15 protein-coding genes and 2 pseudogenes are annotated in these 14,803 nt (G+C 69.5%); 2 read left to right on the top strand and 15 right to left on the bottom strand.

All coding sequences use genetic code 11. The features are described 5' to 3' along the window. Positions 1-134: 134 nt before the first annotated feature. Entirely contained in the window at positions 135-824 is a 690-nt protein-coding gene (locus ACLFMI_RS16580; RefSeq protein ID WP_410948759.1) for a GntR family transcriptional regulator, read from the top strand. 4 nt (positions 825-828) lie between these two features. Here the strand turns inward: ACLFMI_RS16580 and ACLFMI_RS16575 are convergent, their stop codons facing one another. The 10 genes and pseudogenes from ACLFMI_RS16575 to ACLFMI_RS16530 form a co-directional block, all read right to left on the bottom strand. Further along, positions 829-993: a manganese catalase family protein gene (locus ACLFMI_RS16575; RefSeq protein ID WP_410948758.1), complete on the bottom strand. Its 165-nt coding sequence runs from the start codon at positions 991-993 to the stop codon at positions 829-831. 48 nt (positions 994-1,041) lie between these two features. Then, a complete protein-coding gene (locus tag ACLFMI_RS16570) occupies positions 1,042-1,818 on the bottom strand; it encodes a zinc-binding dehydrogenase (protein WP_410948757.1) in 777 nt (258 codons plus the stop codon). A gap of 85 nt (positions 1,819-1,903) precedes the next feature. Then, a pseudogene (locus ACLFMI_RS16565) lies at positions 1,904-2,131 on the bottom strand (alcohol dehydrogenase catalytic domain-containing protein); the annotation flags it as partial. 77 nt (positions 2,132-2,208) lie between these two features. Next, complete coding sequence (locus ACLFMI_RS16560; RefSeq protein WP_410948756.1) at positions 2,209-2,655, bottom strand: hypothetical protein; 447 nt, start codon at positions 2,653-2,655, stop codon at positions 2,209-2,211. Between the two features lie 301 nt (positions 2,656-2,956). Further along, complete coding sequence (locus ACLFMI_RS16555) at positions 2,957-3,265, bottom strand: putative quinol monooxygenase (RefSeq protein WP_410948755.1); 309 nt, start codon at positions 3,263-3,265, stop codon at positions 2,957-2,959. A 31-nt stretch (positions 3,266-3,296) separates the two neighbouring features. Continuing rightward, positions 3,297-3,452 (bottom strand): annotated as a pseudogene (locus tag ACLFMI_RS16550) (heme-binding protein); the annotation flags it as partial. A gap of 37 nt (positions 3,453-3,489) precedes the next feature. Continuing rightward, complete coding sequence (locus ACLFMI_RS16545; protein ID WP_410948754.1) at positions 3,490-3,693, bottom strand: GlcG/HbpS family heme-binding protein; 204 nt, start codon at positions 3,691-3,693, stop codon at positions 3,490-3,492. A gap of 58 nt (positions 3,694-3,751) precedes the next feature. Next, a complete protein-coding gene (locus ACLFMI_RS16540; protein WP_410948753.1) occupies positions 3,752-4,891 on the bottom strand; it encodes a glutathione-independent formaldehyde dehydrogenase in 1,140 nt (379 codons plus the stop codon). A gap of 36 nt (positions 4,892-4,927) precedes the next feature. After that, a complete protein-coding gene (locus tag ACLFMI_RS16535; RefSeq protein WP_410948752.1) occupies positions 4,928-5,497 on the bottom strand; it encodes a type 1 glutamine amidotransferase domain-containing protein in 570 nt (189 codons plus the stop codon). A gap of 325 nt (positions 5,498-5,822) precedes the next feature. Continuing rightward, positions 5,823-6,818 (bottom strand): AraC family transcriptional regulator, encoded by a 996-nt coding sequence (locus ACLFMI_RS16530; protein ID WP_410948751.1) that lies wholly within the window; start codon positions 6,816-6,818, stop codon positions 5,823-5,825. Between the two features lie 450 nt (positions 6,819-7,268). On the opposite strand from ACLFMI_RS16530, the gene ACLFMI_RS16525 reads away from it, so the two are divergent. Next, entirely contained in the window at positions 7,269-7,580 is a 312-nt protein-coding gene (locus ACLFMI_RS16525) for an ANTAR domain-containing protein (RefSeq protein ID WP_410948750.1), read from the top strand. Positions 7,581-8,159: 579 nt separating this feature from the next. Here the strand turns inward: ACLFMI_RS16525 and ACLFMI_RS16520 are convergent. The 5 genes from ACLFMI_RS16520 to ACLFMI_RS16500 all read right to left on the bottom strand — a co-directional run bounded on the left by ACLFMI_RS16520 (position 8,160) and on the right by ACLFMI_RS16500 (position 14,801). Then, complete coding sequence (locus ACLFMI_RS16520) at positions 8,160-9,257, bottom strand: Gfo/Idh/MocA family protein (protein ID WP_410948749.1); 1,098 nt, start codon at positions 9,255-9,257, stop codon at positions 8,160-8,162. A 38-nt stretch (positions 9,258-9,295) separates the two neighbouring features. Beyond that, on the bottom strand, positions 9,296-10,315 hold the full coding sequence (locus ACLFMI_RS16515; protein WP_410948748.1) for a LacI family DNA-binding transcriptional regulator: 1,020 nt from the start codon (positions 10,313-10,315) through the stop codon (positions 9,296-9,298). After that, positions 10,312-11,376, bottom strand: a complete 1,065-nt coding sequence (locus ACLFMI_RS16510; protein ID WP_410948747.1) for an ABC transporter permease — start codon at positions 11,374-11,376, stop codon at positions 10,312-10,314. Before ACLFMI_RS16510 ends, ACLFMI_RS16515 begins: the two co-directional genes overlap by 4 nt. Positions 11,377-11,464: 88 nt before the next feature. Next, positions 11,465-13,024 (bottom strand): sugar ABC transporter ATP-binding protein, encoded by a 1,560-nt coding sequence (locus ACLFMI_RS16505; protein ID WP_410948746.1) that lies wholly within the window; start codon positions 13,022-13,024, stop codon positions 11,465-11,467. Next, positions 13,014-14,801: a GMC family oxidoreductase gene (locus tag ACLFMI_RS16500; RefSeq protein ID WP_410948745.1), complete on the bottom strand. Its 1,788-nt coding sequence runs from the start codon at positions 14,799-14,801 to the stop codon at positions 13,014-13,016. The genes ACLFMI_RS16505 and ACLFMI_RS16500 overlap by 11 nt, the downstream gene beginning before the upstream one ends. Positions 14,802-14,803 lie beyond the last annotated feature (2 nt).

Raw genomic sequence — 14,803 nt, 5'->3', positions numbered from 1 at the left:
ACGAGCGGGCAGAGCCCTGCAACCGTCACTCCGTGGCCGTGGCGAACGCTTGTGCCCGTATCGTCATCGATCAGGAAAGGTCCGCACGTGAGACAACCGGCGGACGATGGACCGCCCAGAACGGAGACCGGTACATGCAGCTCTCGGAGCCCAACACCGTTCCGCTGTCGCAACGCACAAGCGAGGGCGTCGCCCGAGTCCTGCGCGAGGAAATCTTCTCCGGCAATCTCAAGCCAGGAGAACCGCTGCCGGAGCGGACGCTTGCCGAGGGTCTCGGTGTCAGCCGCACCCCCGTTCGCGAGGCGCTGTTCACGCTGCAAAGCGAAGGCCTTGTCGAACTCACGCCCAACCGAGGCGCGACTGTGCGCAGAATTACCTCGAAGGACATCGTGCAAATTTATTCGTTGCGCGCCGTTCTGGAGGCGTACGCGGCCGCGGAGGCCGCTCGCACATGCACTCGGAAGGACATCGACGCGCTCCTCGACGCCCAGGCCAAACTTGAACGCGTCGGCGTATCCGGCACGGCACACGAACAGGCACTTGCCGACCTGGCGTTCCACAAACTGATCAGCGACGCGACCGGCAGTAGTCTGCTGCAAACGATCATGGGGCAAGTGCTTGCGTTCACTGTCAGCTACCGATCCCGCTACTCCTACCCGGCCGAGCGTGCCGCCCTCGCGATCGAACAGCACCACGATATTCTCGAGGCCCTACGAGCGCAGGACAGCGAGCTGGCCGAGCGGCTCATGGCCGAGCATGTCGAATCATCCCGCGAATTCGCTCTCAAGCATTTCGACGAGAGCGAAAATGCTGTATTTCCGTGACGAACTACGACCATCGCCGCGTCCCATCGTGGAGGCCGGGGTGATACTGCATCGTCACGGTGATCTCGCCGTACTGCCCGTCGATGAGTTCCTGGAGCTTGGCGGCGTAGACGGGGTCGGGGCGTTCGGGGCTCGCCTGGTACTGCAGGCGCCGGGTGTGGGTGTACACGAATCTCCTCGCGAGTGGGTGGCGGTCGCCGTCGAGGTCGAGGGAGTGTCAGGGTTGAAAGACCGCCCGGACGCAGCCGTCTTCCTTGTTCTTGAAGATGTCGTAGCCGCGTGGCCCGTCGTCCAGTGACAGGACGTGGGTGGCCAGGTGGCTGGTGGTGATCTCGCCGTTGGCCATGCGGTCGAGCAGCATCGGTAGGTAGCGCTGCCCGTGCTGCTGGGCGCCGCGCAGGGTCAGGCCCTTGTTCATCAGCGCGCCGAGCGGGAACTTGTCGACCAGGCCGGCGAACACCCCGAGGGAGAACACCGACCCGCCCTTACGACACGCCATGACCGCCTCACGGATCGCGATCGGCCGGTCGTTCTCCAGACGTAGCTGCTGCTTGACCTGGTCGTAGAGGTACTCCGGGCCGTAGGTGTGCGCCTCCTGGCCGACGGCCTCGATGCACACGTCCGGGCCCCGTCCCCCGGTGCGCTCACGCAGCTCGGCGCCGACGTCGGTGCGGCTGTAGTCGAGGGTCTGTGCCCCGACATGGGTCGCGGTCATGGCCAGCCGCTCGGGGAGCCGGTCGATGACGATGACCTGTTCCGCGCCGAGCAGCGTGGCCGCGCGGGCAGCCATCTGCCCGACCCCGCCGGCGCCCCACACCGCGACGGTGTCCCCGGCCTGGACGCCGCCGAGGTCCGCGCCCATCCAGCCGGTGGGGACCCCGTCGGAGGCGAACACCGCGGACAGGTCGTCGACCTGTTCGGGAACGGTGAAGGCACCGTGGTCGGCGAACGGGACCCGGACGTACTCGGCGTGGCTGCCCATGAACCCGCCCATGGCGGTGGGAGTAGCCGAAGATGCCGCCGGGCTCGTAGCCCCACAGCGCTTGGCCGATGCCGGGGTTGGTGTTGGTGTTGTCGCACAGCGACCACAGGTCGTTGTCGCAGTACCAACAGGTGCCGCAGCCGATGAACGACACCACGACCACCCGGTCCCCGACCTGATGCCTGGTCACGTCGGGGCCGATCTCCACGACCTCGCCCATGAACTCGTGCCCGATCACGTCGCCGGCCTCCATGGCCGGGATGTACCCGCCGAGCAGGTGCAGGTCCGACCCGCACGACGCGGTGTAGCGGACCTTGACGATCACGTCGTGGGTGTTCTGGATCCGCGGGTCGGGGACCCGCTCCACCGCGAGCTTGTTGACGCCCTCCCAGCACAGTGCCTTCACAGCCGCCCCTCTCCCCACGCCCGCGCGGTGACCGCACGCAGCAGTTGTCCGGCCAGGCCCGGGTGGCTCGAGCCCGGGCGGGACGGTTCGACCACCTCGCCGCACTCGAGGATCGACTTGGTCTCGCGCAACGCAGCGCGAAGCCGGCGGCGCATGTCGACCGATCCGCCGTCGGGGGCGGTCGGGCGAGCGGCCAGCTCGGCGCCCTTGTCACCGGGCGCCGGTCGCACCGTCAGCTCGATCTCGCTGCGCATCCGGCTCAACGGACCGGAACCGTCCACCTGGGTCTGGACGTCCTCCGGCTTCCGGTAGACGGTGACCACCAGCCACCGCCCGGGGCCATCAGCCCCATCGGGACGCCGGTCGGCGGACCCGACCAGCCCTCGCAGCGCCCCGACCGCCCACTTCGGTACCCCGGTCGCGGCGTCCACCACTTTGCTCATCGTCTTCTCCTGCCTCGCAACGGTTTCTGCCCGCATATCGCGACCCACCCGACCGCGACGCCGCCGGATCAGGCGAACTGGCCACTGCGGGTCGGTGACGGCGCTGCCCGGTCTCCTTGACGTTTCCCGCGCCGGCCCGCGCCGAGCGGCATGCGGTCGAAACCGATGTCACGCCGGGTCTGATCGGCTTCGGCCACAGGTGGGCCATCTCGACGAGCAGCGGTCCGCGGTACATCCAGTTTGCCCCCGAACGGCGCAGGCCGCCCGGTTACCGGATCAGCCAGGGGCGATGGTGGGTTGGTCAGATCGGTGGCTTCTCGGCGATGACGTCGACGGGCTCGATGGTGGGCTGCTCGAACAAGGTGCCGGTGTTGTCGGCGAGGGCTTGCCCGACCTGACCGGCCAGGTGTTTCTGGCGCCCGGAGTCATCGGGGAACGCGTCGTAGATGCCGAACGACGAGGGCCCGAATCGGATGGCGAACCACCGCACGGTGTCGGGTTCGTCCTGCACGAGGCTCAGCCCGTGCAGGAGGAAGTCCTCGACGTCTTTCTCTCGGCCTGGCAGCGCCTCGATACGCACGAGAAGGCCCGCGGTCACTGGTTCAGCCATGATCGGTCTCCTTCCAATAACGTCGTGGGGGTCAGAATGCGGCCTCGGCCGCCTCGACGACGATCTGGTCGTGCTCACCGGTGCCTCCGGAGACTCCGACCCCGCCGACGACGTTCCCGTTGCTCCCGCGCAGCGGCAAACCTCCGGCGAAGATCATCACGCGGCCGTGGTTGGAGTCGCTGATGCCGTAGAACTGCTCGCCGGGCTGGGAGTTCTTCGCGAGTTCACCGGTCGAGGTGTCGAAAGCCCCGCGCGGTGAACGCCTTGTTGATCGAAATGTCGATACTGCCCATCCAGGCGTCGTCCATCCGGATGTGTGCGACCAGATTCCCGCCCGCGTCGACCACCGCCACGTTGCTCGGAGACCCGATCTCGCGGGCCTTCTGCTCGCCCGCGGCGATAACCCTGCGGGCATCGTCGAGGGCCACTGTCTCGACCTGTCGTTGATCTCCGTTTCCAGCGACACCCGGTTCTCGGCCCGGTGGGTCACGCGGGGTTGAGCACGACCTTGGTCCAGCCGTCCTCGCGGGCATCGAAGTGCTTGTAGGCGTCCGGGGCCTGCTCCAGCGCCATGTTGTGGGACACGATCCACGACGGCTTGACCTTGTCGGCGGCGATGAGGTTGCGCAGGTGACGGTTGTAGCGCTTGATCGGGGCCTGCCCGCAGCCCATCTGCTGGCCCTTGAACCAGAAATTGCCGAAATCGAAGCGGGCCTTGCCCTGCTGGGACAGCTCATCCGGGCCGCCGGGATCCTGCGGGACGAACACCCCGACGGTGCCGATCCCACCGGTGAACCGCACCGAGGAGACCAGCTTGTTCAGGGTGTCCGCGTTGTCCTCGTTACCCTGGGGGTCGTGGGCCTGATAGCCGACACACTCCGCGCCGCGGTCCGCACCGACACCCTTGGTCAGCTCCATGACCTGATCGACCGGGGAGGCCTTCGAGTCGTCGATGGCGATCGCTCCAATCTGTTCGGCCAGTCGCAGCCGATCGGGATGGCGATCGACGACCATCACCTTCGCCGCGCCCTTGGTGATGGCCGAGAGGGCGGCCATCAACCCGACCGGGCCACCGCCGTAGATCACGATGGTCTCGCCGGGCTTCATCCCCGACATCTCCACCGCGTGCCAGCCGGTGGGGAAGATGTCGGAGAGCATCACGTAGTCGTTCTGCTTCTCGCGGGCGTCCTCGGGCAGGCGCAGGCACTGGAAGTCACCCCACGGGATGCGCAGCAGCTCGGCCTGCCCGCCGACCCAGCCGCCCATGTCGGCGAACCCGTAGGCGCCGCCGGCCATCCCCTCCACGTTGGCGACCAGGCAGTAGTTGGTCAGCCCGTGCTCGCAGTTCTCGCAGTGCCCGCAGGAGACGTTGAACGGCGCCGAGACCATGTCCCCGACCGCGACCTTGTCGATCCCGGAGCCGACCTCGATCACCTCGCCGACGTTCTCGTGGCCGAAGACGCGGCCCTGCTCGAAGTCGGTCCGCCCCTCATACATGTGCAGATCCGACCCACAGATATTCGTCGCGGTGATCCGCACCAATACGTCGGTGGGCTTCTCGACCCGAGCGTCGTCGACATCGGAGACTGCGACGTCGCGGGGCCCGTTGTAGACCAGTGCCTTCATGTTGATCGTCTCCTAGCTAGCTCGCGGGTGCTCGGTTCAGGACTGAGTGGGCGCGGGATGGCGGCCTTCGGCGAACTCTTCGACGATCTTGGAGCAGAACGCGCCAAGGTCGTTGGGGTCGCGGCTGGTGACCAGGCCCTGGTCGGTGACGACCTCCTCGTCGACGACGTTGCCGCCGCCGTTGCGGATGTCGGTGCGAATGCTGGGGAACGAGGTCAACGTGCGGCCGCGGACCACATCGGCCTCGACCAATGTCCACGGTCCGTGACACAGCGACCCGACCGGCTTGCCCGAGCCCACGAAGTCCCGCACGAAACCCACCGCCGCGGAGTTGACCCGCAGCTGGTCGGGGTTGACCGTGCCGCCCGGCAGGATCAGGGCGTCGAAGTCCTGCGGTGAGACGTCAGAGACCAGCCCGTCGACGGTGAAGGTGTCGCCCTTGTCGATGTCGCCATGCATCGCCTGGATCTCGCCGGTGTGGATCGAGAGCAGCGTGACCTGCGCACCGGCCCGCTCCACCGCCTGGCGCGGTTGTTCGTACTCGACCTGTTCGACACCGTCGGCGGCCAGCACCGCGACCCGGCGGCCATTGAGTTCGTCAGCCATCACCCATCACCTCTCGTTCCATTGGTCAGGCTGCAGGCCGGATACCTCTCGACGTGGGCGGTAAACCCCGAGCGCCGGATGGACGGTGTGGCTCGACCGAGCAGAGTCGTGTCGTCGTGTCGACGGTGCTGCCCGGCTCGCCCCGGTAGCGACGGCGATCTCGGGTGCAGTCGACGTCGTGTGAGCGACGCACCGGGCTCGAGACACGACAGTAGGGATCGGCCCCGGGCGCTCCCGAGACGGAATCCGCGCATCGACCGGCCGGAACCCGCACCAGCCACTCCCCGCCCCGCCACCCGCCGTCCCCGGCGGACTCACGGTGGGCTCAGGGTGGGGTCGCGTGAAACAAGGTGGCGGAAGGGGTGGTGGCGAAGCGACGCCGGTAGGCGGCAGCCAGGCGCCCGGCGTTGGTAAAGCCCCACCGGTGGGCGACGTCGATGACCCGCACATCGGGGCCGGCGGCGGCCAACTCGTCGTGGGCGCGATCGAGCCGGATCTGCTGCAGGTACTGCTTCGGGGAGAGGTCGAACTCGCGTCGGAACCCGGCCTGCAACGCCCGTTCGGACAGCCCCACCGCCCGGGCGATCCCGGCGATGCTCAGCGGCTCGTGGGCGTGCAGGCCGATGTACTCGGCCGCGTCGCGGATCGTGGAGCGCGCCGAGCGCCGCTGGGCGCCCGAGCACAGCACCCGCGACCACGAGTTCGGCTGCCCCAGCAACAGGGTGCCCAGCACCTGCTCGCGCAGCTGGGCGGCGGCCAGCGGGTTGACCTCCCGGCCCTGGGCCGCCCCGACCAGTCTCGCCAGCAGCAGCGCCTGGCTCAGGGCCGCCGGGACGACCGTGCCGGAGTCCATGACCGGCTCGAAGTCCAGCCCGTCCACCTGACCGGGTATGTCGGTGATCATCCGGGCGGCCATGCGCCGCAGAGGCGTGAGCTCGACCCGCAGCACCAGCAGGGTCAGCTGCTCGTCCCAGTCCATGACCAGCTCCGCGTCCGGAGTGCCCAGAAACCCTCGCGCTCCCGCCACTGCCTGGAACGACACCCCTTTGTGGGCCACGCCCATCGACCCCGTCAGCGGCAGACACACGGCCAGGTAGTCATCGAGCCGGGCAGCCCGCATCCGCAGCGGCATCCGGTAATCCAGATGGAACATCGACAGTTCCGGACCCTGGAACCCCTCGACGTCGGCGGTGAACCCCCCCGAACGCGCCGGGCAGACGGTGTGGCTCGACAAGAGCCGGGTGACCTTGTCGACCAGCTCGCCGAGGTCGCTGGTGTGCACCAGCGGGGAACCGATCATCGGCTGGTCGCGCTCGATCATGACACACCTACATCACCCCACGGCGCCAAACCGCGGCTCATCCGGGCTCGACGGGGCGCTGTGGTGGCTCAACGCGCCGCCCCTCGACTACGAGACGCTCTCGACGTCACAGCCACGAGCCGGGCCATGTCGACGAATGCGTCACCGTAGAAGGGCACCGGGCGCGCGGGATACCGCCATCGGAACCGACCCGACGAGGTCGTGGCCTGCCCCTGATGGGTCAGCACCCCGCCGCCACCAAGAGGGGACAGCTGATGTTCAGGGGTTCGGATATCGGCCCGCGGCCCGGCGGGAAGCGGCTCGCACCGCACGGCCGCCGATGCTTAGCGTCGATCCGACAACTCGCCGCCGACCCCTCCGGAGGCAGCCGTGGCACCGTCGGGCTCCCCGCCGCACAGACCGCAACCGTGTGCGATCAACCCGGCCAGTGCGGTCGACCCGGCCGGCAACGTGGCCGAACTGCAGCGCCGCATCGAGGGCCTCACCCAGGCCCTGCGCACCCGCGATGTCATCGGTCAAGCGAAGGGCGTCCTGGTATCGCACTACGGGATCAGTGACGAGGACGCCTTCGCCCTGCTGGTCCGGCTCTCCCAGCACACCAACACCAAACTGCACACGATCGCCACCGCACTCCTCGCCCGCATCCGCCGAGACGGGCCTGCGCCCGCCGAGCACTGCCAGCGGGTCACCACCTGCCTCGCGCGGCTCGCCGAGGACGCGCGTCGCGCTCCCGCCGGCGCGCCACCCGATCCGGAGGGATGAATGCGCCACGACGCTCCCGAGCCCGAAGGCGAGCCACAGAGCGAGGACCGGACCGCGCGGCGTCGGTCGGTCGTCCGGACCGGACTCAGCTGTCGACGCGGTTGCCGCCTCAGCGGGAAGCAGGACGGCCGCCACGACGAAGAGGACACCGAGGGCGGTAGCCAACAGAACGGACGTCCAGCTGCGGCCGAGCGCATCGATCAGGGCGGCTGCGACAGGGGCGACGATCGCGGTGCCGACCGCGTAGGCACTGACGACGCCGCTGCGCTTCCGAGTAGACCCGCGACCGTGCCGACTGCCAACCACAGCCATCGGACGTGGGGTGATCGAGTCGGCGATCCGCCACCCACCAGGACGGCGGTCATGAACGCCGCCAGGCCGACCGAGAACACCGTCGTCAGCTGCGCACGAAGACCAGCCGTCCCGCCAGAGCACCGAAACCCAGCCGACCCGGCCCCGGCCGCCCACCCGGCTCCCACAACCGGCACCGCGCCACCCACCACGACGTCGGAAACGCGCGACTACCGCCGCGACGAGCCGAACAGCCAAGCTTAAAGATCAAGCTCAGCGGGGATCGTTTCATCGGGCCCACGCCTCCCGCGAGGTGTGAACGGTCCGGCCGGTGCGCGCGGATTCCTCGATCGCGAGGCTGATCAGGTGATCCTGGCAGGCCTCGGCGAGCGGGTAGGGCTGCTCGCCCTCGCCGCGGCACCAGGCGCCCATCCGCTCCACAGCGGTGGCCACCGAGATGTCGTCCTCGGCCAGGCGCGCCCCCTGGTACGGGTTCCGGTATACGATCCGACCGTCGAAGCTGATGTGGTCCAGGTCGAAGCCCTCGAGGTTCAGGTCGATCCCGGTCTGGCGCCGCACCAGGTGCGACTCGATCGCGGTGACCGGGTCGGCCAGGCGGATGACCCGGTCGTCCACCAGCTCCCCTTGACTGCCGCGTACCACGATTCGGTTGCTACGCAGCGGGTTGAACCACTGGTTGTCGGTGAAGTCGTACAGGCCCGACCGGCCCTCTCCGAAGTCGATCGTCGCCAGCGTCGTCGCGGCCGGCGCCGGCTCGACGCCGCCCGTCCAGCCCTCCCGGGACAGCGGGTCGGCCAGCGGCGCGGTGAACACTCGGGAGGTCACCTCGGTCTCGGTGAAGCCGACATCGAGCATCAGCCGGATCATCGAGACGGCGTGGTAAAGGTGCGTGGACGAGACCTGCACGGACGAGGGGCGTCCGATCGTGCCCGTGCGGACCACCTCCCATCGGGCGGCGTGCGCGGGCATCATCAGGTACTGCTCGGCCACCTGGACCAGCCCACTGCCGCCCACCGCGGCCCACAGCTCCCGCAGCCCTGCGAGGTCGGGGGCAGGAGGGGTCTCGCTGAGCACCGGCACGTCCAGCCCGACCAGCTCAACCGTGACGGCGGGGGCGGCTTCCCAGGGCACCGAGACGATCACGAAGTCCGGCCGGTCGGCGGCCACCAGTTCGGTCGCCGTGCGGAACGTCGGGACGCCCCACTGCGCCTCGACCTCCGCCCCGCGCTCCGCGGTGCGGGTGACGACGCCGGTCGCGGTGAAGCGCTCGGGCATCGCCTGCGCCAGGCGCAGGAAGAATCCCGTGCGCCAGCCGCTCCCGACGATCCCGTATCGGGTCGGGCCTGACTTGTCCTGCGTGTCCATCGTGCTGGGTCCTCTTTTCGAGGTTCGGGGATGTGGGCTCAACGCCGGGGCGTGGCGGTGCTGGCGCGGAGCACGAGCTCGGGCGGCACCGAAGGCTGCGGCTGCAGTGGCTGGTCCCTGATCAGCCCCAGGAGACGTTCCACGCACCGGCGGCCGACCTCGGCGAAGTCCATCCGCACTGTGGTCAGCGCGGGCCGGTAGAAGCCGGACTCCGGGGTGTCGTCGAAGCCGACGACGCTGACGTCGCCGGGGACGTCCCGGCCGGCGTCGGCCAGCGCCTGCAGGACACCGAGCGCCATCTGGTCGTTGGCCACGAAGACCGCGGTGACGTCCGGGTCGGCGGCGATCCGTCGCCCGGCCGCGTGGCCCGACTCCGAGCTCCAGTCTCCGGCGTAACTGGCGTGCGCGACGCGGCCGGCGGCGGAGAGTTCCTCCCGCCAGCCACGGATGCGCGCCTCGCTGCCGAGCCACCCGTCCGGGCCGCTGACGTGGTGCACCGTGCGGTGCCCCCGCTCCAGCAGGTGCCGGGTGGCCAGGCGTGCGCCGAGGCTCTCGTCGATCGCGACGATCGTGGTTCCGTTGTCCATCGCCGGCTCGAACATCACCAGCGGGACGTCGGTGGTCAAGCCCTCGACGGCGTTGGCCGCCGCGGTGACCGGGGCGATCACGACGATGCCGTCCACGGAGTCGTCGACGAGTTGGTCGAGGGCGTCCTGCATGCTTGGCCGGTCGATGGTCCCCGGGCTGAGTAATCGGGTGGCGTACCCGGCCCGCCGCGCGGTCTCGGCGATGCTCAGCAGCATGGTCGTCGGCCCGTACTGGAAGGAGCCGGCGACGACCACGCCGAGATTCATCGTGCGGCGCGAGGCCAGTGCCCTGGCGGTGGTGTTGGGCTTGTAACCCAGCTGCTCCACCGCCGCCCGCACGCGCTCGCGGATCTCGGACCGGACCTGCGGGTGGTCGTTGAGGACCCGGGAGACGGTCTGATGGGAGACGCCGGCCAGGCGGGCGACGTCGCGCATCACGGGGGGACGGCTGCCGGGCCCTCCACGGGTCATGTCGCTCTCCCTCCTGCGGTCCGCCGTCGCCGGTCCAGGACGCCCGACAGAGCGCCGGAGACGCGGGCGACGCCGCCTGCGCTGGACAGGAACACCGCCACGACGATGACGATGCCCTTGATCACGAGCTGCGGGTCGGAGGACACTCCGATCAGATTCATGATGTTCGTGATGATGGAGATGATGAAGCAGCCGATCACCGCGCCGACCGGGCTGCCCTTGCCGCCGAACAGCGAGGCTCCACCCACCACGACGGCCGCGATCGCGTCCAGCTCGTAGCCCTGGCCGATCAGCGAGCTGCCTTGGAGCAACTGCGCCGCGGCGAGCAGCCCGGCCAGCCCGGCCAGCAGCCCGGAGAGGGCGTAGGTCAGCAGTAGGTCGCGGCTGACCGGCAGGCCGGACAGGCGGGCGGCCTCGCGGTTGCCGCCGACCGCGTAGAGCCGGCGGCCGAACGTGGAGAAGCGCGCCGCGAAGGCGGCCAGCAGCGTCACCGCGACGAAGATCAGCACTGGATTGGGGACGCCGAGGACGGCGCCGTCGGAGAACCAGCCCACGAAGGTGGTGTTGGTGATCTGGATCAGGCTCGTCGATTGGATGATGTAGCTCAGACCCTGCACGATGCTGAGCATCGCCAGCGTGGCGATGAACGGCGCGATGCCCAGCCACACCACGAGCACGCCGTTGAGCAGGCCGACCAGGCCGCAGACGGCCAGGGTGATCACGACCGCGACGCCGGCGGGCTGCCCCTGCTGCAGCATCAGCGCGGTGACCACCGTCGACAGCGCGACCACAGAGCCGACCGACAGGTCGATGCCGCCGGTGAGGACCACGAAGAACTGGCCAACGGCGAGCACCGCGACGATCGCGGAGAACGTGATGACGTTCGTCGCGTTGCGGGTGGTGAGGAAGTCCGGGGAGGCGATGAACCCGATCACGATGATCGCCATCAGGACCAGGAGCAGGTAGCTCTGCGGGAGGGCCTTCCGCAGCGCGGCCAGTACCCCGGGGCGCGCCGCGGGCGCGGTCACGTCGCGGCTGCTGTTCACATGCTGGTCAACCATCTCGCACCTCTGCTGCGCGGGCGGCACGTCCTCGTGCCGTGGATTCGGTGGGCTTGCCCGGGCCGGCCGGGAGCGCGCGAGGCGCGGGTCAGCCGAAGCGGGCGACGATCGCCTCGCCGTGCGGGTCCATCTGGTCGTGGTCGAGCTCGGCGACGACACGGCCGCGCGCTACCACCAGCACGCGGTCACACATCATCGCCTCGGAGATCTCCGAGCTGGCGATGACCACGGTGCCTCCCTGGCGGGCGAAGTCGCGGATCAGCTCGTACATGTCCTCCTTCGCCCCGACGTCCACTCCGCGGGTGGGCTCGTCGCAGACGAGGATCCGGGCCGAGCGCACCAGCCAGCGGGCCAGGATCGCCTTCTGCTGGGTGCCGCCGGACAGGGTCTTCATCGGCTGGGCGACGCTGGAGATCTTCATGTCCAGGCGCTCGGCCAGGCGCGCTGCGGCGGCGTTCTCCTTGCGGTCGCTTCGCACCGACAGCCGGCTGAACATCGGCAGGCTGGCCAGGGTGATGTTGCCCGCCACGCTCATGTCCGGCACGAAGCCGTGCGTCTTGCGGTCCTGGGGCAGGAGCCCGATCCCGGCCCTGATCGCCTCGCGGGGCGAGGCCAGCGCAACCGGGCGGCCGTCGAGGGTGATCTCGCCGCTGTCCCGTCCGCGGGTCCCGGCCAGGACGGAGGCCAGCTCGGACTGGCCGCTGCCGATCAGCCCGGCGATGCCCAGCACCTCACCCTGGTGCAGGTCGAAGGAGATGTCGTCGAGCTTCCCCTCCTGGCCGACGTCACGGACCGACATCAGGACCGTGCCGTCGTGACCGGGACCGAGGCGCGGGCTGCGCTCCCCGCTCAGCGCCGCCTCGGCGAGCGACCCCTTGAGACTCTTGCCCACCATCTCGGAGACGACCTGCGACGGGGTGCTGTCCACGGTGGCGACGGTTTTTGCCAGCCGGCCGTCGCGCAGCACCGAGACGGCGTCGCACAGCTCGTAGAGCTCGTCCATCCGGTGGGAGATGTAGAGCATCGTCACGCCTTGCTCGGCGAGCGCCTTCAGCACCTGGAAGAGCCGTGCGACGTCCGGCGGCGGTAGTGCGGACGTCGGCTCGTCCAGCAGCAGCACTCGCGCCTCCTTGTGCAGGGCTTTGGCCAGCTCCACTCCCTGCTGCTCTGCGACGGAGAAATTGCCGACCGGCTCGCGCACGTCCAGGGCGAACCCGACCCGGTCGAGCGCGTCGGTCGCCCGGTGCCGCATCGTCGGCCAGTCGACCCCCGGGAAAGCCTTGCGCGGCAGGTCCCCGAGCAAGATGTTCTCCGCCACGGACAGCTGCGGCACCAGGCTGAGCTCCTGGTAGATCGTCTGGATGCCGGCGTCCTGGGCGTCCTGGGGGGAGCGCAGGCGCACCGCGCGGCCCCCGACGCAGACCGTGCCGCCGTCGGGCGTCTCGGCCCCCGAGAGGATCTTCACCAGGGTCGACTTGCCGGCGCCGTTCTGTCCGGCGAGGGCGTGGATGCTGCCGCGTACCACGCTGATGTCGACGCCCGCGAGCGCCTGAACCCCGAGGTAGCCCTTCGTGACGCCGTCGACCCGTAGCTCCTCGGGCGCGTCGCGCAAGCTCGCCCGCTCCGCCCAGGCCGGATCACTCGACACGACCGCCACCGCCGGCCAGGAGGAGCGCCGAGCGGCCTGCCGCGAACTGATCGGAAGGTACGTGGCTGGTCAGCAGCGGCCGGTCGAGCATCCGGTCGACGGTCATGTAGGCCAGCGCCCAGATCGTCTCGGTGGGGTTGTAGCCGTGGTAGCTGGGGAACTGGCCACCGCCGATGATGTAGAGGTTCTCGCACTCGTGCGACCGGCCGAAGACGTCGACCACCGAGGTGGCCGGGTCCTCCCCCATCCGGTGCGTGCCGACCTCGTGAGTGGACAGGTGGTAGGCGGGCTTGGTGGTCTCCTCCCACCACGTCGTCAATCCCATCTCCCGGGCGATCAGGCGCTTCTTGGTGAGCAGGAACTCGACCATCCGCTGGTCGTGCTCGCCCCACCCGTGCGTCATCCGCAGCGCGGGCTGGCCCCACGGGTCCGTGCGGTTCGGGTCGAGATCGACATAGGTCTCGGTGGTCGGGATGTTGGCGGTCTGGGAGTACATCGACCAGACGTGGGCGTAGTTGTCCCGCATCCAGTCGCGGAAGCCCGCCCCCCACCGGGGAGCGGTGCCCGGCATGCCGTGGGCGATTTCGATCGGCTGATAGTCGCCCGGCCAGCTGATGATCGGCGCGCCCCAGAGCACGGACGGATCGTGCTCGTGCACCAACTCACCGCTGAAGTCCTCGATGGAGGTGGACGCGACCAGCGTGCCCATGAACGGGTTGGACGGTTCCTTCGTCAGGCCCAGGAAGAAGCCGAAGGCGTGGGTCATCAGATGCTTGCCGACCTGGCCGTTGCGGTTGATGCCCGATGCCAGCAGCAGTCGGGCGTTCTCCAGCGCGTAGCAGGCCAGCACGACGCGGTCGGCCTCGACGTCGACCGAGTGGCCGTTCGGGTCTAGGTAGGACACGCCGATGACGCGCGAGCCGTCGGCAGAGCGGTTCACCTGGTATACCCGGCAGAAGTCGCGGATCTCGAGATTGCCGCTCTCGACCCCGGCCGGAAGGGACGCCACGTGGGTGGAGGTCTTCGCGTCGACGTGGCACGGATAGCCGTGGCAGAAACCGCAGTACGTGCAGCCCGAGCGGCCCTTGAACGGCTCGGAGGCGATGGCCGCGGCCGTGCGGAACGGATGGTAGCCCAGCCGGCTGCAGGCGTCGGAGAAATCGATGTCCGCGGTGCCCTGGCGCAGCGGGGGCATCGGGTAGTCCCGGGCACGCGGGGCCTCCCACGGATTCTCGTCCAGCTCGGGCCGGTCGACGACGTTGCTGCCGCGACCCGAGATCCCCAGCTCCCACTCCACCTTGTCGTAGTACGGCTCGAGGTCGGCGTAGCTGATCGGCCAGTCCACCAGGGTGTGGTTCTCCGGTAGCGCGTTCGCGCCGAGGCGCTCCTCGATCGAGCTGCGCATCCGGAACTCCCTCTCCCGGAACCGCCAGCACGCCCCGCCCCAGTGGATCGAGCCGCCGCCGGTGCCGAGGGACGGCGGCAGGTGCAGGGGGTTCGCCGTGCCGAGTGGGCCGTCCGCCCAAGGTGCCGGCTCACCGTCGCCGTCGCCGCTGGTCTCCCGCCAGGTCAGCGGGTCGGTCTTCATCGACGGCACGAGCGCACCACGGGCGTAGTAGCGGATCTCGTCCTGCTTGAGGCGGAAATCCTCGGTGGAGAAGCGTGGGCCCTTGTCCAGGCACAGGACCGCCAAGCCCTCCTGCGCCAGCTCCGAGGCCACGATCGCGCCGGACGCCCCGGCGCCGACGACGATGACGTCGTGCTTCTTCTCGGGCATGG

Origin of the sequence: Pseudonocardia nantongensis (assembly GCF_046546495.1) — a bacterium.
GTDB classification, from domain to species: Bacteria; Actinomycetota; Actinomycetes; order Mycobacteriales; family Pseudonocardiaceae; genus Pseudonocardia; species Pseudonocardia nantongensis.
The sequence above is the reverse complement of the archived record's forward strand: the minus strand, read 5'-3'. Positions and strand labels throughout refer to the sequence as shown.